General features: G+C 71.8%; 18 protein-coding genes. 11 read left to right on the forward strand and 7 right to left on the reverse strand.

The genetic code is table 11. From position 1 onward, the window contains the following. Positions 1-81: 81 nt before the first annotated feature. The 4 genes from CEB94_RS34030 to CEB94_RS34045 form a co-directional block, all read right to left on the reverse strand. Positions 82-1,434, reverse strand: a complete 1,353-nt coding sequence (locus CEB94_RS34030; RefSeq protein WP_175435788.1) for an AAA family ATPase — start codon at positions 1,432-1,434, stop codon at positions 82-84. Beyond that, positions 1,431-2,942 (reverse strand): hypothetical protein, encoded by a 1,512-nt coding sequence (locus CEB94_RS34035; RefSeq protein WP_175435789.1) that lies wholly within the window; start codon positions 2,940-2,942, stop codon positions 1,431-1,433. The genes CEB94_RS34030 and CEB94_RS34035 overlap by 4 nt, the downstream gene beginning before the upstream one ends. Beyond that, positions 2,939-4,063: a hypothetical protein gene (locus CEB94_RS34040; RefSeq protein ID WP_175435790.1), complete on the reverse strand. Its 1,125-nt coding sequence runs from the start codon at positions 4,061-4,063 to the stop codon at positions 2,939-2,941. The genes CEB94_RS34035 and CEB94_RS34040 overlap by 4 nt, the downstream gene beginning before the upstream one ends. A gap of 78 nt (positions 4,064-4,141) precedes the next feature. After that, complete coding sequence (locus CEB94_RS34045) at positions 4,142-5,035, reverse strand: hypothetical protein (protein ID WP_175435791.1); 894 nt, start codon at positions 5,033-5,035, stop codon at positions 4,142-4,144. 141 nt (positions 5,036-5,176) lie between these two features. Between CEB94_RS34045 and CEB94_RS34050 the strand changes: the two genes are divergently transcribed. From CEB94_RS34050 to CEB94_RS34065, 4 genes are all read left to right on the forward strand, one after another. Beyond that, positions 5,177-6,808, forward strand: a complete 1,632-nt coding sequence (locus CEB94_RS34050; RefSeq protein ID WP_175435792.1) for a PD-(D/E)XK nuclease family protein — start codon at positions 5,177-5,179, stop codon at positions 6,806-6,808. After that, on the forward strand, positions 6,805-8,034 hold the full coding sequence (locus CEB94_RS34055) for a pPIWI_RE_Y domain-containing protein (protein ID WP_175435793.1): 1,230 nt from the start codon (positions 6,805-6,807) through the stop codon (positions 8,032-8,034). The genes CEB94_RS34050 and CEB94_RS34055 overlap by 4 nt, the downstream gene beginning before the upstream one ends. Further along, positions 8,027-11,485 (forward strand): pPIWI_RE_Z domain-containing protein, encoded by a 3,459-nt coding sequence (locus tag CEB94_RS34060; protein WP_175435794.1) that lies wholly within the window; start codon positions 8,027-8,029, stop codon positions 11,483-11,485. The genes CEB94_RS34055 and CEB94_RS34060 overlap by 8 nt, the downstream gene beginning before the upstream one ends. Positions 11,486-11,552: 67 nt before the next feature. Further along, entirely contained in the window at positions 11,553-14,426 is a 2,874-nt protein-coding gene (locus CEB94_RS34065; protein ID WP_175435795.1) for a pPIWI_RE module domain-containing protein, read from the forward strand. Positions 14,427-14,804: 378 nt separating this feature from the next. On the opposite strand, the gene CEB94_RS34070 is transcribed toward CEB94_RS34065, so the two are convergent. Then, positions 14,805-16,598 carry a thiamine pyrophosphate-requiring protein gene (locus CEB94_RS34070; protein WP_175435796.1) on the reverse strand — a complete coding sequence of 598 codons (1,794 nt, stop codon included), beginning with the start codon at positions 16,596-16,598 and terminating at the stop codon, positions 14,805-14,807. 240 nt (positions 16,599-16,838) lie between these two features. Between CEB94_RS34070 and CEB94_RS34075 the strand changes: the two genes are divergently transcribed. The 4 genes from CEB94_RS34075 (at position 16,839) to CEB94_RS34090 (ending at position 21,011) form a co-directional block, all read left to right on the forward strand. Further along, a complete protein-coding gene (locus tag CEB94_RS34075; protein WP_175435797.1) occupies positions 16,839-17,633 on the forward strand; it encodes an RNA polymerase sigma factor SigF in 795 nt (264 codons plus the stop codon). Positions 17,634-17,850: 217 nt separating this feature from the next. Then, positions 17,851-18,528 (forward strand): hypothetical protein, encoded by a 678-nt coding sequence (locus tag CEB94_RS34080; protein WP_175435798.1) that lies wholly within the window; start codon positions 17,851-17,853, stop codon positions 18,526-18,528. A 183-nt stretch (positions 18,529-18,711) separates the two neighbouring features. Next, positions 18,712-19,959, forward strand: a complete 1,248-nt coding sequence (locus tag CEB94_RS34085; RefSeq protein ID WP_175435799.1) for an aminotransferase class I/II-fold pyridoxal phosphate-dependent enzyme — start codon at positions 18,712-18,714, stop codon at positions 19,957-19,959. Next, on the forward strand, positions 19,956-21,011 hold the full coding sequence (locus CEB94_RS34090) for an MBL fold metallo-hydrolase (RefSeq protein WP_175435800.1): 1,056 nt from the start codon (positions 19,956-19,958) through the stop codon (positions 21,009-21,011). Before CEB94_RS34085 ends, CEB94_RS34090 begins: the two co-directional genes overlap by 4 nt. Before the next feature lie 76 nt (positions 21,012-21,087). Here CEB94_RS34090 and CEB94_RS34095 read toward each other — a convergent pair whose 3' ends face one another. After that, positions 21,088-21,702: a DedA family protein gene (locus CEB94_RS34095; RefSeq protein WP_175437287.1), complete on the reverse strand. Its 615-nt coding sequence runs from the start codon at positions 21,700-21,702 to the stop codon at positions 21,088-21,090. A 29-nt stretch (positions 21,703-21,731) separates the two neighbouring features. After that, positions 21,732-22,505, reverse strand: a complete 774-nt coding sequence (locus tag CEB94_RS34100; protein WP_175435801.1) for an MBL fold metallo-hydrolase — start codon at positions 22,503-22,505, stop codon at positions 21,732-21,734. A gap of 82 nt (positions 22,506-22,587) precedes the next feature. Between CEB94_RS34100 and CEB94_RS34105 the strand changes: the two genes are divergently transcribed. The 3 genes from CEB94_RS34105 to CEB94_RS34115 all read left to right on the forward strand — a co-directional run bounded on the left by CEB94_RS34105 (position 22,588) and on the right by CEB94_RS34115 (position 26,336). Then, entirely contained in the window at positions 22,588-22,989 is a 402-nt protein-coding gene (locus tag CEB94_RS34105) for a hypothetical protein (RefSeq protein WP_175435802.1), read from the forward strand. Positions 22,990-23,099: 110 nt separating this feature from the next. Further along, on the forward strand, positions 23,100-25,175 hold the full coding sequence (locus CEB94_RS34110) for a phage holin family protein (protein ID WP_175435803.1): 2,076 nt from the start codon (positions 23,100-23,102) through the stop codon (positions 25,173-25,175). 99 nt (positions 25,176-25,274) lie between these two features. Further along, positions 25,275-26,336 carry an ATP-binding protein gene (locus tag CEB94_RS34115; protein WP_175435804.1) on the forward strand — a complete coding sequence of 354 codons (1,062 nt, stop codon included), beginning with the start codon at positions 25,275-25,277 and terminating at the stop codon, positions 26,334-26,336. Positions 26,337-26,355 lie beyond the last annotated feature (19 nt).

Below are 26,355 nucleotides of genomic sequence, written 5' to 3' on the forward strand. Positions count from 1 at the left end.
CGGTAGGGGACACCGGGCACGGTGTCTCCCGCCACGCCTGCTGCCATTGTTCTGACTGTCAGCAACACGAGATGTGGAGCGTCAAACAGCGGCCCAGTGCTCCGCTCGTCCCAAGTGCTCCATCACCACCTGATGCGCCCGCCACCCGTCCGGAAACTTGGGCGGCACGTCCAGGTACACCGGGCTGCTGCGCGGATGCCGGTCCAGCAGGTCCGTGATGCCCGCGCGGGCCACCACGACGCAGGCGAAGCGGTGTCGGGAGAGCAGGACGCACAGGCGGCCGGTCTCCAGGTGGAAGGCGGAGGCGTCCTGGCGGCCGGAGAGGGGGTGCCAGACGAGGGTGACGTCGAACTCGCGGCCCTGGAGTCGGTTGGCGGTGTCCACCGTGATGGCTGTGCGGCCCCGTGTGGCGAGCCGGGATCGGACTGCGTCCGCCTGGACCGTGCGCGCCGCGCCGATCGCTATGCGGGACTCGGTGAGCGGCTCGCCGTTGACTAGAGCGCCGCGCTCCAGGAGGCGGGCCGCCGTCGCCGCGAGGGCCTCGGCGACCTCCGGGTCGTCGTCCAGGGTGTGGCGGGCGGGCAGTTCCAGCAGGCCCCAACCCGACTCCGCGGCGCGGGCCAAGACGGCGTCGTGCGGGGTCGTGCGGTGTGCCGCGCTGCGGTACGTAAGGACGCGGTCGGCGGCCGTCGTGCCGGAGGTGAAGGGGTAGAAGGGGTAGAACGCCTTCTCCACCAGGGGCGCCGCCATCTCCGGCAGTCGCCAGGAGACGGGCAGTTGATGACGCTCCAGGTCCTCGTTGTGGGCGAGGGTGACGTCGACGGCGTTGCGCAGCGGGTCCCAGGTCAGGCCGTGCCAGCGGTCGGTGTCCACGGTCGCGAAGGGGTCGAGCTGGCCTGGGTCGCCCACGAACAGGACCCGTGAGTCCTCCGGGCCGAAGAGCGGTGCCGTGGCGAGCAGGGCATCCGACCGCATCTGGTACGCCTCGTCGACGATCGCCCAGCGCCACGGATCGCACTTGTCGGGCTTCACATACGACCACTTCTTCGCCGTGGAGACCACGACCGGCAGGTCGCGCAGGTCGGATATGTCATTGCTGCCCGTCACGTTGCCGTGCTGCCGCACGCGCTCCGGGAGTGTGAACGTGCTCGCATGCAGGCGGCCGAGCGCGAGGTCCGGGTACTCCCGCGCGATGTTGTCGACCAGGTCGTCCACCTGCTCGTTGGTCTGCGCGACGATCATCAGCTGGTGACCGGCCGCCGTGAGGTGACCGGTGGCGCGCTTGACGAGCGTCGACTTCCCGGCGCCGGGCGGGGAGTCCACGACCACACCCCGGCCGGTGGCCGTGTCCAGGCTGGACAGGATGCCCGCGACCGCCCGGTCGGCGAGCACGCCGGGGGCGGCAGGGGGGTCGGTGTCCGGGGCGGCAGTCATTCCCAGATCTCCTCGGCGTCCTCGGCGGTCGGTTCGTAGGGCTTGGGCGGGCCGCCGTGCGTCCACGGAGTGTCCTCCTCGGCGGGCAGGACGGACGGCATGGACTTGGGGTCGACGGAGGTGTACGTGACCGTCTCGCCGATCTCGGCCAAAGTGCCCGGCGGGGCCGGTGGCTTGCGCACCCGGTTGAAGCCGCCGTTGAGCTGGATCACCACGGTGTGACCCTCGCAGTCCGGCACCACCTCGACGATTTCCGCCTTCTGTCCGGGGCGCGCTGGGCACTTGACCTCCTTGCCCGCGGTGAGCCGTACGGGCAGCTCGCTGCGCACGGTGATCGTCGGACGCCACACCATCGACCCGGGCCGTGTGCCGGGAGCGAAACGGTCCTCGTCGCGGGCCACGACCAGCCCCGTGAACGCCTCGCCCGACAGTTCGTACTCCGCCATCACCAAGGGGTCGTCGAACGCCCTTTCCGCGTCGTACCGCGCCATCGCCTCCTCCATGCGCGCCAGACGGCGGGCCGCGCCCACGGCGTGGTCACGGCGGGCCTGCGGGCGGCCGTCCTCGTCTAGGTAGGCCGCGTACTCGCTGAACAGCCGGCGGTCGTACGCCCACCGCTCGGCCACGTGCCGGCCCTCGGGCAGCTCGCGCAGCAGGTCCACCCCGCGCCACACCAGTTCCCAGGTCGGTAGCATCTGGCCGCGTAACTCGCGGTCGATCTGGCGGCCGACGGCCTCCCTGCCACGGCCGTTGGCGGCTTCGTCGTAGCGGGACATCAGGTCGTGCAACGTCTGGTCGAAGACGACGTCCGTCGCCGGTCCGGCCGGTGGGAAGCGCAGCGGATCCTCCGCCTCGCGGGCGGCCTGCGCTCCGGTGAGTCCGTCGGGCGGGTCGATCCAGGCCAGCAGGGAGGCGAGGTGGGAGTCCTCGGCAGGGCTCTGCCCGGTCGCCCAGTGGGCGGAGAGCAGCCGGGTCAGGGCCTGCAGCAGGCAGGAGCCGGTAAACTCGGCCCGGTCCGCGAACCACGTCAGCCACTTGCCGAGGGCGGGCACGGACGGGTCCACGGCATATGGCCCCTCGACGGCACGCAGCCGGGTCAGCCGGCCGAGCAGCCGGACGTACGCGATGCCCTCGCCGCCCGGGACCAGGAGCTGCGGCGCGCGCAGTAAGCGTCGGCGCTCCTCCTTCTCCGCGCCGCGGCCCACGGTGTACGTCTCCGTCTCCGCCGTACGGCACTGGTCGATGTACGGCAGCAGCAGCGCGGCAAGACGCTCGGCGAAGCGGAAGCGTTCGGCTCGGTCACGTGGTTGGCGCACCGTCAGCAGAGTCGGTCGTTCGCGGTCCGTTCCGGCGAGGGCGGCGAGCGGGGCGCACGCCTCTCCGGCGAGGGTGAGGGGGACCAGGACGAAGGGGCCGTCGTCCAGGTGAGTGTGGCGTACCGTCGTCAGCCGCTCGGCGCGGCCCGTCTCAGTGGCCCGGAGCGCGGCCACGGCGGCGAGCGTGCTCATGCGGCACCACCCCGGCGCAGTCGGCGCAGCCGTTCCGCGGCGCGCAACCGGTCAATGGCGGCGGCCTCGGCGGGGCCGGGCGCGTGCACGCCGTCCAGGTACGCGAGGGTGGTGCGGGTGGAGTCAACGCCCGGAAGCGTGTTGCGGACCGTGCCGCCCAGCCGGGTGGGGGAGGCGCAGGTAGTGGCCTCGTCCCGGCAGTAGCGGGCCATCTCGCAGAAGGACAGGCAGTCGGGCGTGTAGGAGGCGTCCAACGCGCCCACCGAGGAGTCCAGCTCGTCCACGTCGCGGTCGGTGTCGAGGGTCGCCGAGGGCGGCAGCGCGAGCGCGAGGTCGTCGGCGCGGCGCAGCCGGGTCAGCTGGAAACGCAGGGCGTCGAGTTCCTGACGGAGGTCCACCAGGCGGCCGTAGGGGCGGTTGGAGAAGTCCTTGGGGCAGATGAGCAGGAACTCGTGGGCGATCTGCTCCGGATCGAGGTTCAGCTCTTCGAAGGTGCGGTGCAGGGCGAGGACGGACACGGCGGCCTGCTTCGCGGTCTGCGCGACAGCCGTCGGGTTCGCCTGCCCGTCGATCGCGGGGAAGGAGCGGATTTCGGCCACGTAGAACTTACCGCCGACACGGTGGGTCAGTGCCTGGGGCGCCAGATAGGCCGTCTGGCCGGCGACCTCCAGTGTCAGCAGCGGCCGGTCCAGGATCAGGCGCTCGTCGCTGCCGGAGGCCAGGCGCGTCAGCAGACCGCGGGTCTCCTTCACCCGCCGGGCAAGGGAGGTGTCGCCGCCCACCTCGTTCAGGTCGGTGACCCCGGCCTCCTCTACGGGGATGCCGAGCTGTTCGCGCAGCAGCCGGATGAGTTCCGCGTAACCGCCCCACTTCACGAGGGCCTCGAACGCCTGCTCCCGCGCCAGGGCGAAGGGCGACTGGCCGAAGCGCGGCTCGTAGCCCATGCGCTGGGCGAGCAGGGCCTTGTCGATGCCGACGGCGTCCAGCACGGCACGGCGGGAACAGGCCGGGTTGGCGGTCAGGGCGGTTATTTTGCGCGCGGTGTACGGCTGTGGGGGGCGCGGACCCCGCAGGGCCGCGAGTCGGCTGTCGGGAAGGTCAACAGGGTGCTGCGGAGGCATCTTCTCTTCTTACCCGGTGTTCTGACGCGGTGTTGTGCGGTGGTGGCACGGCGACGCTCGGGGTTCTCCGGTCGGGCGTCAGAGGCTCGCGCCGTGCGCGTTGCGCAGGGCATCGTGCAGTGGTGCGGCGCCGAACAGTTGCTGGCTGTCGGTGAGTTGGGTCCGGGCACGGTCCGCGGCGGCGCGCCGCTCGGCGTCGTCGGACTCCTGGTGGACCGCGGATTCGCTGCGTGCCGCGGAGATCACCCGGGCCGGGTCGAGGTCGTCGTTGTCGTACGCGCCGGGGATGTTCAGCGCGAACCGGCGCAGCAGTTGCCAGGCGGCGTCCGACGGTGGGTGGCCGGCCGCGGTGAGCCGTTGGATCTGCTCGGCGGCGCCGACAGCATGGGTGAGGAAGTCGACGCGCAGGCTGAGCGGTCCGATGACGCGCCGCTGGAGCGGCCAGACCGACACGGCCAGCAGGCCACGTGCGGGCGTGAGCCGGTCGTGGGTGAGGGCCGAGCAGATGTAGTACGGGCGGGCGTACCCCTGGGCGTTGAAGGACCGTTCCTCGTCGCGGCGGAGCGAGGCGAGCTTGGTGGCGACGAGCGGCTCGCTGAAGAACGCCTCGTACACGGAGGAGATGAGCTTCGGGGCGGCAGGTGCGCCGAGCAGGGTGAGTGACTGGTGCACCTGCTCGCGGACGGGCACGGCTGCCTGAGCGGAACGTTTCCCTCGAGGTACCGGCTGTGAAGGCGGTGCTGCCGTGCGTGCCGCCCGAGGGGTGGGTGGGTGCGACGGGGCCTGCTGCTCACCGGGCACGGCCTCGGTCGCCACCTCGGCGTCCAGCGCATCTTCCCAGGCGGCCTCCGCCTCGCGCAGTTCGCCGCGGATGCGGGAAGCGGCAGCGGTGTCACGGGCGCGGCGGGCCTCGCGCAGCCGGGCGCGCAACTGTGACAGCCGCTCCTCCAACTCCTCCAGCGATGCGGTCATGCCAGCAGCCTACCGTTCCGGCCATTGAATTCCAAGCTGTGCCAATCTTTTCCAAAGTTCTGCGTTACGCTCGGTGGTGTGGCGCATCCGAGGTCTCGGCTGGGCCCGCTGAACACTGCGCTCCGGCGGAAAGGAGAGGACATGGCCGACGCCACGGCATGGCGCAAGCCGCGATGGATGACGGGGGACGAGAGCCTGGTCCGGGTGGGGCCTGGGACCGGGGCGGGCGTTGACGACGCGCACACCTGCCCGTCCCGGGACGCGGCCAAGGCCAGGCCCGCGGTCCGGGCGGGGGTGGCCTCCAGGCTGCCCCAGGAGCGTCTGGAGGACTTCACTCTCGGCCCGGTGTGCGAGGCCCTGGACCTGATGGAGTTCGACGGCGCGCCTCTGGAGCGGGCCCTCAGCGCTCTGGCCCACCGTCGACGGCCCCTGCATCCCGGGCATCTCGCCTACGCCGAGCACGCTGTCCGGCTTTACACCGGTCGACGCGACCCGCGCGGCCTCGCACCGGTGAGGCCGTACTGGGTCGTGCGCAAGGACAACGGGCGGCGCTGGGAACTGTATGCGTGGTGGCGGCGTTATCAGTCGGCCGACGGCCGGCTGCGCGAGTACCGGCGGCTGAGGCACGCCGAGGCGCGCGTGTCCGCGCCGGGCGAGACAGCCGTCGCCGCGTACGCCGCGGCCTTCGGAGTCAACGCCTCCTGGCCGCGGCGCTGGCAGCAGGAGTTTCCGCTGCACCGTGCGCCGTCGCGGGTCACGCACGTACGAATCGTCGAGGTCGGCCTGGGCGACGGCTCCGAGTCCGTCCAGTTCGAGGGCACCGTCGCCGAGGCCAAGGCGTACTACGAGAGGCATGGCGACGCTCATGTCAGAAGCGTCGTCAACGGCGGCACCCCACGCCCCGGTTCGGCGTGCCTCGACTGCAAGCAGTTCACGGGGTGCGACACCGTGCACCGCTCGCCTGGCGTACTGGCCCTGCCCTCGCGCAGGCTGCCGCTGCGCAAGGTCTCGGTCAGCGATCTGCGCTATCACGCCGTGTGCCCCGCCCAGGGTTTCCTGCGATCTCTGCACCTGCCGAAGTCGGACGAGTACAGCGACGCGGCCAAGCTCGGCCAGGCGGTGCACGCGTGGATCGAGAAGCTGCACCGACGGGACGGGTGGCCGCCCTGTACGGCCGCCGACATGCCGGCCGAAGGCGAGAACTGGACACGCGGCCGATGGCAGGTCCCCGACGAGGAGGCCGAACTGGGCCGCAGGATGCTCCTCCAGCACGTGGCCGCCTGCCCGTTCCAGGACTCCGGACTCATCGAGCAGGCCGAGTGCGAGCCGCTCCGCGTGGTCCACGACACCGCCGCGCAGGCCGTCGTCATCGCCAAACCCGACCTGCTCTACCGGGAGGACGGCTCCTGGGTGTGGCGCGAACTCAAGACCACCCGCAAAGCCCTGCGCCAGGGCACTGATCCCCTGGACGCCTATCCCCAACTCGCCCTGGCCGTTGTGCTGCTGGCCCGTGGAGCGCTCGGCGGTGACCCGAGCGGCTCCCGGGTCGAGGTGGAGTTCCTCCGGCCCGATGATTCCACCCCGTACGTGATCGACCCGACCGACCCGCAGCGGGTCGCGAAGGCCGAGGCCGTGCTCCAACAGCACGCCGGTCCCTGGCGCGAGGACGACCAGTGGGAAGCCAGGCCGGGCCGGCACTGCCAGTGGTGTCCCGTGTCCCGGTGGTGTACGAGCGCCGCATCCGGCGAGAAGGCGGGGGAGGAGAAGGTATGACCGCCCTGGACACGAGCGACCCACACACCGAGGACACCCGTCCCGGCTCGGCCTCGGAAGCCACCGTTCCCCAACCACCGGCCGCGGCCGACGGGGGCCCGGACGAATCCCTGCTGCGGCAGATCGCCGGGGCCCTGGCCTGCCTGTCCCGGCAGCGCACGGTTCCGCATCCGGTCTACCCGGACAAGGTGCAGAACGCCTACAACCGGCTCGTACTGCACTGCCTGCGCCGCGACGAGCAGCCACCGGGCAGCGTCCCGGAGATGGTCCGCTGGGCGTGCGAACGCCCCTTGCGGGCATGGCCGATGGACCTGCCCGCCGAAGCCCGGGCCGTCGGCGACCTGCTCGTCGACCCCGAGACCCGGCTGCCACACCAACTCTGCCTCGAATGGGAAGTCGACGCCGCCGACCCGGCCGCCGAACTCTTCGAGAACCAGCGCATCCTCGAAGCCCTCGCCGAGTGCCGGGCCGCCAGGAACCCCAGGGCTTACACCGCCTTCCGGTCCCTGCTCACCACCAGGCCGGTCCTCACCGGCGCCGAACTCGCCCTGCTGGGCGGGGACCCCGAGTGCGGCATGCTCCTCCAGCACGTCATCAAGCGGTGCTACGAACCGGTGCCCGCCTCCTACCGGCGCGCCGACGGCACGTACCGGCAGTGCGGACGCTGCCGCTGCCTGATGGTGCCCCTGCCCGACGGCGGTCACCGATGCGAACTGGACCGCTGCCGCCGGGACGGCATGACCGACACCGGAAGCACCCTGCGCGCCGACCAGGGCGGCCTCCACCAGCTCAGCCGCCCCCTGCGGATGTTCGTCACCAGCCCGGGACTTGCCGAGACCGACCTCCAGACCGCGCTGCGCAGAAGGTTCGGCATCACCGCCGAGATGTGGCCCCACTACGACGCCTACGACCTGCGCATCCCCCTGCCCGACGGCCGGTTCTGGGCCGTGGACGTCAAGGACCGGGTGAACCCCGTCCAGCTCGCCCGCACCCTCACGCCCTTTCGCACCGACCCGCCGTACGACCGGGCCTTCCTCGTCGTGCCCCGCTACCGCTTCCGGGACAACGAAGCGTACGGCCGGCAGTTCCAGCGCCACCTGCCCGACGCCCTGACCGGCCGCGTCACCCTCCTCGACGACCGGGTCTTCCTGCGTCTGGTCGGCGACGAGCTCGCCGCCCGCCCGGGCACACACCACGACGGCACGGAAGGAGACCGCCATGCGTGACCGCAGTGGCTGGCACCGCCGCTGCTCCCCGCGGCAGCTGAACGAAGTGTGGCCGGACGACCTCGGCTCCTTCCGGCCCGGTGACCTGCTCGACGTCGAACTCGGGCTGTACCTCCTGCAGAGCGTGACCCCCACCCGAGCCGCCATCGACGTATGGCCACTGCTTGGGGGCTACCCCTACAGCGAGGCGTTCGGAGACGTACGGTCCGACGAGCAACGCCTGCGCATCCTGCGCGCCCGGCACCACCTGTGGGACCTCAGGCGTGGACGGGCCTGGACAGAAGCGCTGACGGCGTACCTCGAGGTGCCGCAGCAGCTGCGCGGATACGACCTCGACGACCCGCACTCCGCTCCGTGCCGCCGGCAACCCTCCCGCGCCGCAAGACGGTTCTACGTCTTCGAGGAACTGCTCAACCAGGCACCCGAGTTCGCCACACGCAGCCTCCCGCTCGCCGAAGCCGGCGAGTACACCTTCCGCGCACAGGACCGTGTGCACTCGGTGGAGTTCCCGCAGGACCTGCTGACCGGGATGGTGCCGCGTGTCCATGCTCTGGACGCCCTGCCCGGCGGACAGGGCGAACCCATTGACGTCACCTGGGCGGAACTGGAGAAGGCCGCCGAAGCGATGGACTGCGCCGAAGCCGCGTCCGCGAACGGACACGGCAACGACTGGGCCAGGCGGCTGCGCCGCGTCAAACTGCTCGTACGCGACGACGAACTCGGCCGCTTCACCCGGAAGGGGCGGCTCAGGATCGACCGGCTGCTGCACATGGTGGGCATGGTCGGCGCGGGCAAGTCCACGATCCGCGACATCCTCACCTACCACCTGGTCACCCAGTCGCCCCGCCGCGTCACCATCGTGGTCGGCGACGTCGCCGAAACCCTCGCCGTCGTCGAGCAGTTCCACCGGCTCGGCGTACCGGCCGCGCCGATCCTCGGCTACTCCACACGTGAGCGGAACATCAGTCGGCTGCACCGCCGTACGGCCACCGCGGGAGCCGCGACCATGCTCGGCCACGACCACTCCGGGTTCACGTATCTGAGCAGTGCCTGTCCCGTGGACGTGCTGCGGGGCCTGGAAGCACGTCGGCCGCTCGGTATCCGGGAAGCACCCTGCCTCGGGCTGTACACCGTTCCGAAACAAGAGGAAACCGCCGCGACGGATCCCCTGCTCGAGGAGGAGTACCCGGCCGCGGAGGCCGCCCCCACCGAAGACCGCCCCAAGCCGCAACGGCGGCTGTGCCCGCTGTGGCACCGATGCCCCCGGCACCGCGGAGCCCGGGATCTCGTCGACGCCCGCGTCTGGGTCGGCACACCGGCCGGCCTGCTGCACAGCTCCGTACCGCAACACCAGCACGATGAGCAGCTGCGCTATCTCGAACTCGCCTGCCGTCTCACCGACCTGGTCATCGTGGACGAGGCCGACCGCGTGCAGATGCAGCTCGACGCGGCCTTCGCCCCGGCCAGCACCCTGGTGGGCAAGTACCCCAACTCCTGGTTCGACGAGGTCGCCGTCCACAAGGTCCAGCAGATGGCGCGCGACGGACGGCTCCAGCTCTCCGCACGCGACGTCGACGACTGGATCAACGCCGTCAACACCGTCAGCGCCGCCACCGACCGGCTCTACGCACTGCTGGTGAAGGACGACCAGCTCAGGCGGTGGATCAGCGTCGACTACTTCAGCGCCTACACCCTGCACAATCTGCTGCTCGACAGCTGGTTCCCCGGCCGGGCCCAGGGCGAGCAGCCACCCCCAGCCGCGCGCACGCTCGACGACGCCCTGTTGCGTTTCCGCGACGACCCACTCCACGAACAACCGGACCAGGGCGACGACGAGGTGACATCACTCGTGAACACCTTCGTGCACCTCACTCTGGAACTCCTCCACGCGCCCCGGGGCGCCCGCACCCGTGAACGGCTGCGCGACACGCTCACCGGCATCGTCGGCCAGGACTCCGCCGCCCTCGAGCGGACCGGGATCGACGTTCAGGCCGGGCGTTTCGAGTTCACGCTGATCCTCGCAGCCCTGCACAGCCGGCTCGACTTCATGACCACACTGTGGCCGCGCGTCGAAGCCGCCCTCCACCTGGAGAACGCGTCCAACCAGCTCTCCCGCAGGCCCCCCAAGGACTACGAGCCGGTCATCCCCGAATCCCCCATGGGCAACGTCCTCGGCTTCCAGTTCCGCCTCGACGACCGGGAGCGCGACGGCGGCCGCAGCGGCGAGTTGCGCTTCTTCCACTGCAACGGCGTGGGCCGGGAACTGCTTCTGCGCCTGGGCGACCTGTGCCTGGTGGACGGGCGTCCCGCCCCGCACGTCCTGCTCATGTCCGCCACCAGCTGGGCCGGCACCTCCAGCAGGTACCACCTGCACACGGAGGTCGGCGCCCTGCTCCGTCCGCTGGACGACGAGATCGAGGCCGTCCTCGGCACCGAGTTCCGCAAGGAGTTCCTCCACTGGCCCGGCGGTGACCAACCCCGGCCCGTACGCCTGTCGGGCTGCGACCCCGAGGAACGCCCGCAGGCCCTCCTGGAGATGCTGCGGCAACTTGCCGTTCCCGACCGCAGTCTGCCCGGCTCGGTCAGCATGCTGGACACCGAGCTCCGCGAGATCGACGACGGGGAAAGGCGTCGCCTTCTGCTGCTCGTCGGCAGCTACGAGGAGGCACGCCGGGCCGCTGAGTACCTCAACCAGATCCCCGAGTGGAATGGCCGCGTCGTCCAGCTCGTCTCCGACGACGCCGACGCGGACACCGCCTGGAACCGGCTGCCCGAGGACGCCAGGGTACGCACGCTCACCCGCGGCGATGTGAAGTCCTTCCCCACCGTGGGCGGGGACCTTCTCGTCGCCCCGCTCCTGGCGGTCGAGCGCGGACACAACATCGTGCTGCCCGGAGGCAAGGCAGCGATCGGCAGCGTCTACTTCCTGGCCCGCCCCCACCCCCGGCCCGACGACATCACGCTCGCCATCCAGGCCATCAACGACTGGGCGGTGCGGCACCTGCGTGACGTCGACGGAGTCTTCACCCAGGGGGTTCTCGCCGGGGCCACGCCCCACGAGGCCGCCATTGGCTTCCGCAGTCGCGCCTTCCGTCAGTGGAACCGGTACCTTACCCGCCGACTGGCCTGGTCCAGCCTCCGCGACGACGAGAAGACCGCGTTCACCTGGGACCAGCTCGTCGTGATGTGGCAGGTCATCGGACGCCTCGTACGAGGAGGCGTCCCCGCACGCGTGGTCTTCGTCGACGCCGCCTTCTCGCCCCGGGAAGCCGGCTTCCAGTCCACCGACACGCCCGACACCAGCCTGCTGGCCAGCATGCGCGCCGTGCTCGCGCCCTACTTCGACGACACGGACGGCGTCATCACGGCCCCGGAGCCGCCGGCGCTCGACAAGTCCCTCGTACGGGAGCTGTACGAGCCGCTGTACCGCGCCCTCGTGGACATGGGCTGACAGTCGCGCCTGCCGCCCGCATCCGGACTTCCCACCCCGCCCGCACGCCCCAGAGGAGCACTGAACGATGACGTATCACCACGTACGTGCGGCGGCCTATGTGCCCGACCCGGCACAGGCGCCGTTCAAAATCCCCCTGCACACGATCTGTCTGCCCGCCGACTGGGAGGAACCACTCCAGCGCCTCCGAGAGTACGGGCAGGGTGCGGGTCGGAGCGCGACGTACCGCAGGGTGCCCACCCAGCAGATCAACCAGCTCATGCGCGCCACCGCGCCGGACGTCGTCACGGTCGACTCCACAGCCACCTTCGGCACCGGCCGTCCCTGGCTGTACTGCGCGCAGCCCTATCCCGCATCCGTGACGAACCTTTACGTCGCCACATGGCTCAGGAGTCTCCGGCGGAATCCTGACGACCCCGAGGCCACCCGGATCCTGCTGGACTGCTTCCGCGACCTGGACACCGGCTCGCTGAACTGGCAGCCCGCCGAGGTCGACCTCCTCGAACAGGACCTGTCCCCGGGCGGCACCGCACTGCCCGCACCGCACGTGTACCGCCTGCTGCCCGATGAACTGGCGGCCCGCATCGCCCGCCAGGGACCGTACGAACATGGAGGCCGGCGCCTGACCTTCCATCAGGTCGCGGGGGTGAGTGGTGCGCGCGGCGCCGGAAGCGGTGGCGCGGAGCTGATGTCGTGGCCGCCGATCGAGTACGTCCCCGGGAAGGGCGACCGCCGCCCCGCCTACTACTCGGCCGTCATCCGCGTCACCGTACGCACGGTCCCCTTCTCCGCAGTGCCGCGGGTCCACCTCAGCGCTGGTCTCCGCCGGTTCGTCTCCGGGAAGGTGTTCATGCCCTACCGGAAGGGAGTCTCGGTGTACCTGCGGCCGGATGCCTCGCTCGTGCCGGAGGGGCCCGTACCGCAGCGCTTCTCGGTGGCCATGCTCCAGTGGAGGAACGGGACAACCGACTGGCGGCAGGGCGGCACCGAGGGCATGCTTGCCGCTGTCACCGCCCTCGACGGCCTGCCGTCGGCGGACCGGCTCATCAAGGAGGCCGACCACTGGATCGGTGAGGGCGGCAACGGTCGCGACGGTATCCGCCTGGCGGTGGGTCACCAGGCCGCCATGGGCAAGCACCTCATCAACACAGGACTCATGCCCAGCGAACGGCGCCGTCTGATGGAGTGGGCGGAACAGGCCTTGGCGCCCGAATTCGTCCCCGTGCCGAAGTTGGAGCGCAGCCGTTACGCCCGGCCACCGCGGCGTCACCTCGCCAAACTCCCCTCCGTTCCGAAGAACGCCACCCCGGAGAAGAAGGCGGAGATCCTCGCCCAGTCGGCGCCTGTCTCGGCAGAGAACGCGGCCGTGCGCCGACGGACGCTGGCCGCGGCGCTGGACGGCGCCGACCTGGCGTGCGTGGTGCTTCACCAGACTGACGACCAGAGGGACCGGATCGTCGCCGCCGCGGAGAAGGACCTCGGCCTGCGGGCCCACCGCCGCGAGCAGGGCCCCGAGACCTGGGTGTGGCAGGCAGAGGAGCTGACCGTACGGCTGCACGCACGACCGCTGGGCGTGCTGGGCGCCCCGCTCGGAGGAGACCGCGTGCCGCGCGCCGGACGCGAGCACGACGAGGCCATCGGGGAGCGGCGCACCCAGGTTGCCGACGCGATGGCGTCCCTGCGTACGTCGGCCCCCGGAGCACAGATCGCTCTCGTCGAACTCGAGTGGGAGCCGTTCAAGCGGGAGAAGCGTCGCGCCGACCCCAAGCACGCCATCCGCTTGGGCTGCGCGGACGCCGGCCTGGTGACCCAGTTCATCCAGCCGCTGGACGCCTCGCTGGAGAAGGACAAGGCAGAGGAGGAGGCGGCTCTGCGCGCCGAGGCGGCCTGGGCGGACGCTCTGCGCCAGACGGGCATGCGGCTCGTACCCCGGCACACCCTCGGCGAGCTCATTCCCGAGGAGCTCAACCAGGTCGCCTTCCACCTGGTGGAACGCAGGCACGACGGCCCCACGGGCAAGGCGCAGTTCACTCCCATCGCTGTGTTGCTGCGCCCTGGTGCGAACTGCGTTCTTGGCCGCAGCGCCGACATGCACGCCTGGGTGCCGTATTCAGAGCTTCTCAAGGGCCTGACCGGGCGGGTGAGGGACGAGGACTGTAGAACAGTGGTGCAGCAGTCCGCCCTCACGGCGGCCTTCGTCAAGAACACCCTGGCCGGGCTGCGCAGCTCGCCCACCCTCGTCCTGGCCCATGCCCAGGATCTCCGCAAGAGGTGGCCGTGGCTCAGGAACGACGGTCTGGAACAAGATCGGATCGGTCTCGACAGCGGACCGTCGCAGCGGATCAAGCTCTACGGAAAGCAGCTGCGGGTCATCAGGGTTGCCGACAGCGACCGTGACGAGACCGCCCAGTGGTGGGCGGAGCGGGAGGAGAACGACGAAGAACTGGCAGGGCAGAAGCGCGGCGGCTTCACGATGGGCCTGTGGCTGCCCCGGACACCCGGCGAGTCCGGTCGGGTCTTCTACAGCACGGCCGACAAGGCGAGCACTCAGACCAAGCTGACGAACGACGACGCGAAGCTGACGCCGCACGTCAACGCTAAGGGCAAGAATGCCTATCGTCCGACGGCGAACGGCTGGAACCCGGAGCTTCTCGAAGTCACCGTTGCCTGCCTTCAGCCGGGTGACGATCCCGAGGCGTGGGCGGCCTTCGTCCATCAGCAGAGGATTTGCAGGGACGACTATCGGGACGTGCTCGGCCTTCCCCTGGCGCTCCACCTGGCTCGGCTCGCGGACGAATACGCGCTGCCACACGATGAGGAGGAGGTGGTGGATCCCCTGGCGGATCCGTCGGCAGCGGACTCGAAGAAGTGCAGTCTCGGACAGCTTTCCTTCCACTTCGACGAGGATGCCGACGACGGCACGGCGGATGAAGCCGACTGATGTCGCCCTGCTGCTGTGATCGGCCGACTACGGCAGCAGCGGCGAGGGCTGCGCTGCACAGCCCGGCGCAGGCCAGGCTTCGAGCATTGCTCGTCCACGCATGTCCATGACTCTTCCTTGCGGCGGTATTCGTTCGATGTTCGAGCCTTGGGTCACGATGGTCTGGTTGACGCCGTACGCCCCTCCTGCTGGCCGGAGCATCGTCCGCGACTCGTCGAGGATTGGCGCTGGGACCACCGAGACGGTGACGTAGACCAAGGAGACAGAAACAGCCACGCCGACATGTACGGCACTGAACAGTTCACTGCGCTACTGAACTACCTACTGAACTGTTTCGTGCGCAACTGAACTACTCAGTGCCGTTCAACACCGCTGCTGCTACTTCTCCCCCCGCCCCGGCAGGAACTCCTGCACCTTCGCCTTGAAGCCCCGCTTGACCATCGATCCCCGGTCCGCGTCGCCCTTCAGGACCGACGCGGCGGTCGCCTCCATCTGGTCCCAGGTGGCGTGCGGCGGGATCGGTGGGACAGCCGGATCGGTCAGGAACTCCACCACCGCGGGACCGTCCGCCTCCAGCGCGGCCCGCCAGGCCGCCTCGACGTCGTCCGGCTTCTCCACCCGGATGCCGGTCAGCCCCAGGGAACGGGCGAACGCGGCGTACTGCACGTCCGGAAGCTCCTGCGAGGGCAGGAACGACGGTGCTCCCCCCATGGCCCGCAGCTCCCACGTGACCTGATTCAGATCGTGGTTGTTGAACACCGCGATCACCAGCCGCGGGTCGTCCCACAGGTGCCGGTACTTGGCGGCCGTGATCAGTTCCGCCATCCCGTTCATCTGCATCGCACCGTCCCCGACCAGGGCGATCGCGGGCCGGTCCGGGTGCGCGAACTTCGCGCCTATCGCGTACGGCACCCCGCAGCCCATCGTCGCCAGCGTGCCGGACAGCGAGCCGCGCATGCCCGGCTTCATGGTCAGGTGCCGTGCGTACCAGTTGGCCGTGGAGCCCGAGTCGCACGTGACGATCGCGTCGTCCGGCAGCAGCGGATCCAACGCGCGGGCCACGTACTCCGGATTGATCGGGTCGGCGTCGAGCCCCGCCCGGCGCTCCATGACCTCACGCCAGCGCGTGACGTTCGCGCACACGGTGTCGTACCACTCGCGCCCGCGCCCCTCCTCGATCAGCGGGATCAGCCGCTCCAGGGTGGCCTTCGCGTCCCCGACCAGGTTCACCTCGTACGGGTAGCGCATCCCGACCATGTGCGGATCGATGTCGATCTGCACGCCCCGCGCCTTGCCGAACTCCGGCAGGAACTGGCTGTACGGGAACGACGACCCGATGGTCAGCAGTGTGTCGCAGTCCCGCATCAGCTCGTACGAGGGGCGGGTGCCCAGCAGGCCGATCGAGCCGGTGACGTACGGCAGTTCGTCGCTGAGGACGTCCTTGCCGAGCAGTGCCTTGGCGACGCCCGCGCCGAGCAGCTCCGCGATCCGCTCCACCTCGGCCCGTGCGCCGGCCGCGCCCTGGCCGGCCAGGATCGCCACCTTGTCACCGGAGTTGAGGATCTCGGCGGCCCGCCGCACCGAGTCGTCGGACGGCACCGCCGTCCACGAGCTGCGGTCCAGGCTGGAGGGCACCATCTTGAACTCGTGCGTCGGCGGCGCGTAGTCCAGCTCCTGCACATCGCCGGGGATGATGATCGCGGTCGGGCAGCGGCGCGCGTACGCCGTGCGGATCGCCCGGTCCAGCACGTTCGGCAGCTGCTCGGGCACCGTCACCGTCTCCACGAACTCGGAGGCGACGTCCTTGAACAGCGTGTGCAGATCCACTTCCTGCTGGTACGACCCGCCCATCGCGGTGCGGTGCGTCTGGCCGACGATCGCCAGCACCGGCACATGGTCCAGCTTGGCGTCGTACAGGCCGTTCAGCAGATGGATCGCGCCCGGCCCCGACGTCGCGGCGCACACCCCGAGACGGCCGCTGAACTTGGCGTAGCCGACCGCCTGGAACGCGGACATCTCCTCGTGCCGCGACTGCACGAAACGCGGCTCGTTCTCGGCCCTGCCCCACGCGGCGAGCAGGCCGTTGATGCCGTCCCCCGGATAGCCGAAGACCTGCTCCACTCCCCACTCGCGCAGCCTGCGCAGGACATGGTCGGCGACCTTGGTGCTCATGTACGACCTCCCGGGCGTATGGGGGACAGAGCCAGCAGTACGAGTCACCCTGCGCGACGGCGGAAAACCTCTCCGGGTTTGCGGGTGGGGGCCGGGGGCAGGCGCCCTTGAGTGCTTCGGACAGGAGGCACGCCCGTGGGAGCGGCGTCGCGCGCCGCCACCGAGGCCCTGTCCCACAGCGGATGCGCTTCCACGGTGACCGTCCAACCCAGTGCACTCTCAAGGGAATTGCGACGCATCATGCAGACCCGAACCAGCACGAAGCGGCACCCCCACGACGACGCCCCCGACACCGCCGAAGCCTTCCGCAGGCTCACCTCGATGCCCGCCGGCCCGGAGCGCGACGCGCTCCGCGACAAGATCGTCGAGGCCTGGCTGCCCATGGCGGACCGCCTCGCCGGACGCTTCCGCAGCCGCGGCGAGAGCTTCGAGGACCTGCGCCAGGTCGCCGCCCTCGGCCTGGTCAAGGCCGTCGACCGCTACGACCCCGAGCGCGGCAACGCCTTCGAGAGCTACGCCGTGCCGACCATCACCGGCGAGATCAAGCGGCACTTCCGTGACCACATGTGGACCCTGCACGTACCCCGCCGCGTCCAGGACCTGCGCAACCGCGTGCGTTTCGCCGGCCAGGACCTCTCCCAGACCATCTCCGGCCGCCGCCCCACCGTGAGCGAGATCGCCGAGCACACGAACCTGAGCGAGGAGGACGTCCGGGCCGGCCAGGAGGCGCTGGAGAGCTTCACGGCGCTGTCCCTGGACGCGGAGCTGCCCGGCAGCGAGGACGGGTACTCCCTGAGCGACGCCCTGGGGTCCCAGGACCCGGCGCTGGACACGGTCGTCGACCGCGAGTCCGTGAAGGCCCGGCTGGCGGCGCTGCCCGAGCGGGAGCGGGCGATCCTGTACATGCGGTTCTTCGGGGACATGACACAGAGCCGGATCGCCGAGGAACTGGGGATCTCGCAGATGCACGTGTCCCGGCTGATCAGCCGGTGCTGCGGCCGGGTGCGGGAACAGGTCATGCGGGATGTCGCCTAGCGCCGCAGGGGTCGACGCGGTCGTGCGGGTGCGGGCCCGTGGTGGCTTGTCGCGCCCACGCGGCGGAGCCGCATGTCGATACAGCCCCGCGCCCCCGGGTCGCTCCGATTCACTCGGTTGAGTGGCGCTGTCCCGCCAATGGGGCCTCGCCGCGCGCGACGATACAGAGGCCTGGCTGTCATGGCAGAGGGGTATGACTACCGAAGGAGTCCCCTCGATGCGCCGCAGCCTGCACGCCCTGTCCGCCGCCGCTCTGGCCGGCTCAGCCCTGGTGGGTTTCGCGCCGGCCGTCTTCGCCGAACCGGCCGCCGAGGTCAGTCCCGCCACCGTCCACCCCGGAGGCACGCTCACCGTCTCGGTCAGCTGCGATCCGACCGGGGGGCCGCCGCCCGACACCATCGACGCGACCTCGCAGGCCTTCGACGAGGGCACGGTGCCACTGCGCCGGGTCACCGGCAACGACGACAAGGTGTCCGGCCCCGCCTACCGCGGCACGGCCCGCATCGCCTCCGCGGAGAACTTCGAGGGTGATCCGGACGCCACGGGGGAGGACTCGGCGTGGACCGTCGACGGCACCTGCCCGGCCGCTCCCGGCGGGGAGGGCAAGCAGTGGAGCGCGACGTTCACCGTGGCGCACGGCTCCGGACCTCACAGGCCGTCGCACAAGCCCACGCACAGACCCACTCACGAGCCCTGCCCTGAGCCCTCGCACCACCGCGAACGGCACCACACCGAGTGCGACGCGGCAGCGGTCCAGCGCGGGGTGCGGGCCGGTGACGGCGGCGCCTTCACCGACTCCGTACCGGCCCTGGTCGCGGGCGGGGTGCTGATCGCGGGAGCGTTCGGAGCCGCCCTGCACCGGCTGCGCAACCGGGAGAGCGACCCCTACCGCTGACCCGCCCGGCCCGTTCCACCACCCCGGAAGGGCCCGGTTTCCCCGGCCCGGGCCCGCTCATGCTGTGACCGTCACAACCCGGCCGGGCGCCCATGGGGCGGCGGCACCCTGGGTACTCAGTGGCCAAGGACACGAGGGCGGCACGACACGGCGGCACCAGGCACTGGCACTGCGGAGGTACGGATGCGGCGGACGGCCCCGGAAGGTCACGGCCCCGTCCGGTTCGGGCCGCCGCTCCCCGAGGACGGGCTGCCCGTCCTGCCGGAGCTGTCCGCGGTGCTCGCCGCCGCGGCGTCCCGGGGCGGCCACGAGCCGGTCGGCGGCGGCCGGACTCTGCGCGAGGCCGCCTGCGGCTACTGGGACCGGCGCGGACTGCACTGCGACCCGGACCGTGTGGCCGCCGGCCCCGGCTCGCCCGCCCTGCTGCTCGCGCTGACCGCCGCCCTCGACGGCGACGTCCTCGTCCCGAGACCCTGCGCCGCCTGGTGGGCGCCCTACGCACGTCTGCTGGGGCGCCCCGCCTTCCATGTGCCGACCCCGCCGGAGAGCGGCGGTGTTCCCGACCCGTACGCGCTGCTGGAGACCGTGCGCCGGGTCCGCGCCGAGGGCGGCGACCCGCGGCTGCTCGTACTGTCCGTCGCCGACGACCCCACCGCGACCGTCGCCCCTCCCGAACTGCTCCACGAGACCGTCGAGGCCGCCCAGGGCGAGGGCCTGCACCTGGTCAGTGACGAGACCTGGCGCGACACCCTGCACGAGCCCCGCGACACCGTGCTGCTCAGCCCCGCCGAGATGGTGCCCGGCCGGGTCACCGTCGTCACCGATCTGGCCGGGGCCATGCTCCCGCCCGGCTGGCCGGCCGCCGTGGCCCGCTTCCCGGCCGGGGAGGACGGCGAGGGCCTGCACGCGCGCGTGCTCGACATCCTCACCGCCCTCGACGCCCGCGTCGCCGCGCCCATCGCCGCGGCGGCCGCGTACGCGCTGGGGGAGCCGGAACCGGTCACCGCGCGCGTGGCGACCAGCGTGCGCCTGCACGCGCTCCTGGCCGCCGAGGCGCACGCCGCCGTCATCGCCGCGGGCGCCCTCGCCCGGCCCCCGCGCTCCGGCCGCCACCTGTACGTGGACCTGGCCCCGCTGCGTCCCGCGCTGACCGCGCACGGCGTCGACGACGCACAGGAACTGGAGGACTTCCTCACCGCACGCCTCGGCATGCCCGCCCCGGGCGGACACCGCTTCGGCGACGACCTCGAAGCCCCGCGCGTGCGGCTTTCCACCGGCGCGCTGGTGGCCGGTTCCGACACGGAACGCGCGGAGTGCCTCACCTCACCCACGCCGTTGGAACTGCCGCAGGTGCAACGCGCGTTGATCCGACTGAAGTCGGTCTTCGACGATCTCCGCGACGACGCTCAGCGATGGGAGCCTCCTCGATGACGCAGCAGTCCGAGTCGACCACCAGCACGACCACCCGGGAAGCCGACGAGCCCGCACTCCCGTCACCCCTCGCGCCCCCGCATCCGCCCCTGGCCGAACCCCGCCCGCTAGCCGAGCGGCGGGTGTGGCCGCGCACCTTCCACGACCGGCTGACCGCGCCGCTCCCGGGCCTGAAGGCCATGGCCCGTTTCGCCAGGGAGGGCGCGGTGAGACCGGGCCCCGAGGGCCTCGCCGACATCCCCCGGCTGCCCTACGCCCCGGCCCCGCTGCCCCGCGTCGACACCCGCACCGTCGCCGTCACGTGGGCGGGACACGCCAGTTGGGTGTTGCGCATCGGCGGACTGACCGTCCTCACCGACCCGGTGTGGTCCCGCCGCATCCTCGGCACCCCGGCCCGGATCACCCCCGTGGGCGTCCCCTGGGAGGACCTGCCGCGCGTCGACGCCGTCGTCATCAGCCACAACCACTACGACCACCTGGACGCCCCCACGCTGCGCCGCCTGCCGCGCGACACCCCGGTGTTCGCCCCGGCCGGGCTCGCCCGCTGGTTCCACCGCCGCCGCTTCACGCGCGTGACGGAGCTCGACTGGTGGGAGGCGGCCGAACTGGACGGCGTGCGCTTCGACTTCGTCCCGTCCCACCACTGGTCCAAGCGCAGCCTCACCGACACCTGCCACAGCCTGTGGGGCGGCTGGGTCCTCACCGACCGGGACGGCCGGCGCGTCTACTTCGCGGGTGACACGGGCTACGGCCACTGGTTCTCCCGCATCGGCCGCCGCTACCCCGGCATCGACCTGGCCCTCCTGCCCATCGGCGCCTACGACCCCCGCTGGTGGCTCCGCGACGTCCACTGCGACCCGGAGGAAGCGGTCCGCGCGGCCCAGGACCTGGGCGCGAGGCGGATGGCACCCATGCACTGGGCGACGTTCGTCCTGTCGGCGGAACCGGTCATGGAGCCCCTGACGCGCGTGCGGGCGGCATGGAAGAAGGCGGGGCTGCCCCGGGAAGACCTGTGGGACATGCCGGTCGGCGCCTCACGGGTCCTGCGGTGAATCAAGGGGCGCGGGGAACGGCGCGACCAGCCGTCCACAGCCCGCGCCCCGAGGACAACCGTGTGGCGCAACGGCGCTACCGCATCCGCCGCACCACACTCGGCACCGCGCTGATCAGCAAGGTCAGCCCGATCACCGCCACCACGCCCTCCCACGGCTCGGCGAACAGCGACCCCCCGAGAATCCCGATCAACTGGTAGGTCACGGCCCAGGCCAGACACGCCGGCAGGTTCCCCCGCGAGAACCTCCGCATCGGCCACTCGGCCAGCAGACAGGCCAGCATCACCGGGATACGCCCCGCCGGCACCAGCCGGGACAGCACCAGCACCGCCACCCCGTGCGCGGCCAGTTTCTCCTGCGCCTGCTCCAGCCGGTCCTCCGGCGCCCGAGACCGGATCGCCTCCAGCCACCGCGAACCGTTCTTCGACTTCAGCCCGCGCCGCCCCAGCCAGTACAGCGCCGCATCGCCCAGGAACGCCGCCAGCGACGCCGTCACGAAGACCATCGCCAGCGAGAACGGCGTCGTCTGATGAACGGCGACCACCGCCGCCGAACTCACCAGCGCCCCGGTCGGAATCACCGGCACCAGCGCCCCGGCCAGCACCAGCAGAAAGAGCGTCGGATACCCGATCGCCTGCTGCGTGGACTCCGGAACCAGGGACGCCGGTGTGACGGCCGACGCCGCGAGCAGGGGCGCGAGCGCCAGGGGCGCGGACCAGCTCACCGAGCGACCTTCAGGCGCACGCTCTCCCCGTGTCCGAGCCGGTGCACCGCCACGGACGGTGCGTGCCGGGCCGCCAGCCGGACGAACTCGTCCCCCGGCGCGTGGAACTCGTGGGGGCGCACGGCGTCCATGCCGATCGGCCAGTACGTGCCGTAGTGCACCGGCACCGCACTGTGCGGTGCCAGCCGCTCCAGTGCCCGCGCCGCCCGGCCCGCGTCCAGGTGCCCCTCGCCCAGGTACGGCCCCCAGCCGCCCACCGGCAGCAACGCCACCTCGACCGGCCCGACCTCCTTGGCCATCTCGTCGAACAACCCGGTGTCCCCGGCGAAGTAGGTCCGGGCCTCGCCGGCTATGACGTAGCCGAGCGCGGGGGAGCGGTGCGGCCCGAACGGCAGCCGCCGCCCGTCGTGCAGCGCGGGCACGGCCCGTACGACGATGTCGCCGACCGGGGTCTCGTCCCCGGGGGCCACCTCGCTCACCCGCAGGTGCGTGAGCCGGCGCAGTCCGGGCACCGCCCGGCGCGCGCCCCGGGGCACGAGCAGGCGCGTGCCGGGAGCGAGCCGCATCAGCGACGGCACGTGCAGATGGTCGGCGTGCAGATGCGACACCAGCGCCACGTCCGCGTGCGGGGCGCCCGGGGGCGGCAGGGCTCCGCGCCGGCGGCGCAGGTGCGCGAGCCGGCGTGCGAACAGGGGATCCGTGAGCACGCGCACGTTCGAGTCCTCGACGGTGCAAGTGGCGTGACCCCACCAGGTGATCTCCACCGGCACTTCTTTGCCTCCTTCGCGCGACTCCCCGAAGCCTACGTGCAGGAGTAGGGTCGGCGGCGAAACCGGAGGTGAGGGGGACGCCATGGTGCCGGTGCGGGTCACGGCGATCGCGAGTCTGACGCCGCTGGAGGAGCTGGACGACGATCCGTTCCTGGTCGACTCCCGCAGTCAGCACGCGATGTGCGCCCGCTGGGCCGCCGAGCGGGGCTACGTGGTCAGCCGGGAGTTACTGGTCCGGGGACTGCGGCCCGACCACGGCGCGCTGTGGGACGGCGTCCGGCCCGGCCTCGACCTGTTCGTCGCCCCCAGCCTGCGGGTACTGCGGAGCGCGCTCGCCTCCGTCGAGGAATTCACCGCCGAGTGCGCCCGGCGCGGTGTACGCGTCGAGACGGTGGGGCATGCGGAACCGGCGTACGACGCGGCGATGAAGGCGTGCGTGCACCGGCGGCTGTCGATGCCGACGGCCGGCTACGACGGGCGCTGACGTCCCTTCCGGGGAGCGCGGCCCGGGGACGAAGAGGCACGACCGGGCGTTGAGACACTGTGGGGGAGGACCCGCGACGGCTGCGGGCCAGGGACGTGAGGTGGCTGGGCGTGCGGGGCGTGCGGTGGCGGCGGGTCGCCAGTCAGGTGGGGCGGAGCGTCGCCGTGTGGGCGGTCTCCACCGTCACCATGCTCGTGCTCGCCGGGATCCTCCCGGACTTCCGGCTCCGCTCGGAGAACGGCGACAGCGCCACCGACATCACCGTCACGGCGGCCTTCGGCGCCGGCGCCTTCGGTCTGCTGTCGGCCGTGGTGTGGCCGCTGCTCGTCCGGCTCCTGCTCCTCGTACCGGCGCTCGTGCTCGGGCTGCTGGTGTTCTTCCTCAACGGCGCGCTGCTGCTGCTCGCCCTGAACCTCAACCCGGCCGAGCGTGGCGCCGCCGCGCCGGAGACCGCCGTCGTGGTCGCCGCCGTGATGTCCGCCGTGGCGTCCGCGACCGGCGCCGCCCTGGCCGTGCGGGACGACGACGCCTACCGCCGCAGGCTGTACCGCCTCTCCGACCGCCGCCGCCGGTCCGGACCGCCCGCCCCCGCCGGCCCCGGCACGGTCTTCCTGCAGCTCGACGGCGTCGGCCACGACACCCTGCTCGACGCGGTCGGCAAGGGCCTGATGCCCACCGTCGCCCGCTGGCTCGACATAGGCGACGGCCGCCGTCCCACCCACCGGCTCACCCCCTGGCGCACCGACTGGTCCAGCCAGACCGGCGCCAGCCAGCTCGGCATCCTGCACGGCAGCAACCACGACGTCCCCGCTTTCCGCTGGTACGAGAAGGACACCCGTGAAGTGGTCGTCTGCAACCGCCCGACCAGCGCGGCCGAACTCCAGCGCCGCGCCGTCGAGTACGCGGGGCACGGCGGGCTGCTCACCGTCGACGGCGCCAGCCGCGGCAACCTCTTCAGCGGCGGCGCCGAGCAGCAGGCCCTCGTGCTGTCCATCGCCGCCCGCCGCCGCAGCCGGGAGAACCGCTCCCGCGCGGGCTACTTCGCCTACTTCTCCGACCCGGCCAACGCCGTGCGCACGGCGCTCTCCTTCATCGCCGAGGTGGGCCGGGAGATCGGCCAGTCCACCCGGGCACGCCTGCGCGAGCAACGCCCCCGCGTCGCCCGCGGCGGCCTCTACCCACTCGTCCGGGCCTTCGCGACGGTTGTCGAGCGGGACGTCGTCGTCGCCGCGGTGACGGGCGACATGCTCGTCGGCCGCACCGCCGTCTACGCCGACCTCGTGGCCTACGACGAGGTCGCCCACCACTCCGGCCCGGCGAGCCGCGACGCGCAGAAGGTCCTCGAAGGCCTCGACCGCTCCCTCGCCCTGATCGAGAACGTCGCCGAACACGCCCCGCGGCCCTACCGGATCGTCGTGCTGTCCGACCACGGCCAGAGCCCCGGCGAGACCTTCCGCTCCCGCTACGGCCTCACCCTCGGCGACCTGGTGCGGGCCGGCTGCGGCATGCCCGTACCGCGCAAGGCCGAGCGCACCCGCAGCGGGGCGGAGGCCCGAGCCGCCGTCCGCGCCGCGCTGCGCATCCCGGTGGAGGAGACCGGCGAGCAGCACCGCCCCGAGCGCCGCGAGGAGCCGATCGTGCTGGCCTCCGGCAACCTCGGCCTGATCTCCTTCCCGGACGTCGCGCACCGCATGAGCAAGGAGGAGATCGACGCCCGCCACCCCGCGCTGCTGACGACCCTCGCCAACCACCCCGGCATCGGCTTCCTGCTGGTCCGCAGCGAGGAGCACGGCGGTGTCGTCCTCGGCGCGTACGGCGCCGAGATCCCGCTGGCCGACCTCGACGACAACCCGGGCCCGCTCGCCGCGTTCGGCCCGGGCGCCGCCGACGCGGTCCGCCGTACACACTCCTTCCCGCACACCGCCGACATCATGGTCAACTCCTTCCACGACCCGGCCGACGGCGAAGTCCTCGCCTTCGAGGAGCAGATCGGTTCCCACGGCGGCCTCGGCGGTGCCCAGGGCAGGCCCTTCCTGCTGTCGCCGCTCGGCCTCTCGGCACCGGTCGCCGAGAGCGAGGAACTCGTGGGCGCCGAGCACGTGCACCGGGTGCTGCGCCGCTGGCTGCGCGAGTCGAACGGACCGCAGGTGCCGCTGGAGGCCACCGAGGAGGAGCGCGCCGCCTGAAAATTCGGCTGCACCCGCCGGGCCGTACGCACACACTGTTCGTACCGGGCGCCGCACACCCGCGCGTCCCTCTCGAACACCCCCTGAGGAGTTGCTGCTTTGCAGGCAGCCGTCACCGTCACGCCCGCCCGCATCCCCGACCTGCTGCTCGGTCTGGCCACCGTCCGGCCGGTCTTCATCTGGGGTGCCCCCGGTATCGGGAAGTCCTCCCTGGTGCGGAACTTCGCCGAGTCGCTGGGCCTGGAGTGCGTGAGCCTGCTGGGCACCCAGCTCGCCCCCGAGGACCTCATCGGCGTCCCGCAGATCCGCGACGGCCGCTCGGTGTTCTGCCCGCCGGAGACGATCGCCCGGGACGAGCCGTACTGCCTCTTCCTGGACGAGCTCAACGCGGCCACGCCGGACGTGCAGAAGGCGTTCTACTCGCTGATCCTGGACCGCCGGATCGGGAACTACGAGCTGCCCAAGGGCTCGATCGTCATCGGCGCCGGGAACCGCGCCACCGACAACGCCCTCGCCCGGCCCATCGCCTCCGCGCTCGTCAACCGCCTCGCGCACGTGCACCTGGAGGCCTCCGCGAAGGACTGGCTGACCTGGGCCGGGAGCAGCGGCGTCCACCCCTGGATCGTGGACCACCTCACCGACCGGCCCGACCACCTGTGGTCCAAGCCGCCGAAGAGCGAGGAGCCGTTCTCCACGCCCCGCTCCTGGCACATGCTCTCCGACGCCCTGCACTCCTTCGGCCGGGACCTCGACGAGGAGACCCTGAAGGTCCTCGCGCACGGCACGCTGACCCCGGCGCACGCGACCGCCTTCTGCGGCTACGTCAAGATCGTCCGCAGCCGGTACGGCATCGAGGCCATCGTCAAGGGCGACGCCCCCTGGCCGAACCGGCCGCAGGACCGCGACCTGCTCTACTACCTCGCCGAGTCCTTCCGCGGCCGCCTGGTCAAAGACCTGCCGGCGAGCAAGGAGCACATGTCCGCGAACGGCCGGCAGACCGCCTACCGCGCCAAGTCCCTGCTGGTGCAGCTCGCCGAGATCTCCGTCGAGGTCGCCCAGACGGTCATCGCCTCCGACAGCGACGGCAACCCCGTGCTGCCCTCCTGGTTCCTCGTCGAGGCCGCGCGGGACATGCCCCGGCTCGTGGAGGCCCGCCGGTGAGCCGGAGCCCCGCCAAGAA

The sequence above is a fragment of the Streptomyces hawaiiensis genome, assembly GCF_004803895.1.
Lineage (GTDB): Bacteria > Actinomycetota > Actinomycetes > Streptomycetales > Streptomycetaceae > Streptomyces > Streptomyces hawaiiensis.

What these genes read in the sequence shown, in the direction of transcription:
- CEB94_RS34050 (WP_175435792.1), top strand. Translation starts at nt 5,177, where the DNA reads ATGGCCGACGCCACGGCATGGCGCAAGCCGCGATGGATGACGGGGGAC.
- CEB94_RS34080 (WP_175435798.1), top strand. Translation starts at nt 17,851, where the DNA reads ATGCGCCGCAGCCTGCACGCCCTGTCCGCCGCCGCTCTGGCCGGCTCA.
- CEB94_RS34030 (WP_175435788.1), bottom strand. Translation starts at nt 1,434, where the DNA reads ATGACTGCCGCCCCGGACACCGACCCCCCTGCCGCCCCCGGCGTGCTC.
- CEB94_RS34085 (WP_175435799.1), top strand. Translation starts at nt 18,712, where the DNA reads ATGCGGCGGACGGCCCCGGAAGGTCACGGCCCCGTCCGGTTCGGGCCG.
- CEB94_RS34075 (WP_175435797.1), top strand. Translation starts at nt 16,839, where the DNA reads ATGCAGACCCGAACCAGCACGAAGCGGCACCCCCACGACGACGCCCCC.
- CEB94_RS34090 (WP_175435800.1), top strand. Translation starts at nt 19,956, where the DNA reads ATGACGCAGCAGTCCGAGTCGACCACCAGCACGACCACCCGGGAAGCC.
- CEB94_RS34105 (WP_175435802.1), top strand. Translation starts at nt 22,588, where the DNA reads ATGGTGCCGGTGCGGGTCACGGCGATCGCGAGTCTGACGCCGCTGGAG.
- CEB94_RS34060 (WP_175435794.1), top strand. Translation starts at nt 8,027, where the DNA reads ATGCGTGACCGCAGTGGCTGGCACCGCCGCTGCTCCCCGCGGCAGCTG.
- CEB94_RS34055 (WP_175435793.1), top strand. Translation starts at nt 6,805, where the DNA reads ATGACCGCCCTGGACACGAGCGACCCACACACCGAGGACACCCGTCCC.
- CEB94_RS34040 (WP_175435790.1), bottom strand. Translation starts at nt 4,063, where the DNA reads ATGCCTCCGCAGCACCCTGTTGACCTTCCCGACAGCCGACTCGCGGCC.
- CEB94_RS34045 (WP_175435791.1), bottom strand. Translation starts at nt 5,035, where the DNA reads ATGACCGCATCGCTGGAGGAGTTGGAGGAGCGGCTGTCACAGTTGCGC.
- CEB94_RS34070 (WP_175435796.1), bottom strand. Translation starts at nt 16,598, where the DNA reads ATGAGCACCAAGGTCGCCGACCATGTCCTGCGCAGGCTGCGCGAGTGG.
- CEB94_RS34035 (WP_175435789.1), bottom strand. Translation starts at nt 2,942, where the DNA reads ATGAGCACGCTCGCCGCCGTGGCCGCGCTCCGGGCCACTGAGACGGGC.
- CEB94_RS34065 (WP_175435795.1), top strand. Translation starts at nt 11,553, where the DNA reads ATGACGTATCACCACGTACGTGCGGCGGCCTATGTGCCCGACCCGGCA.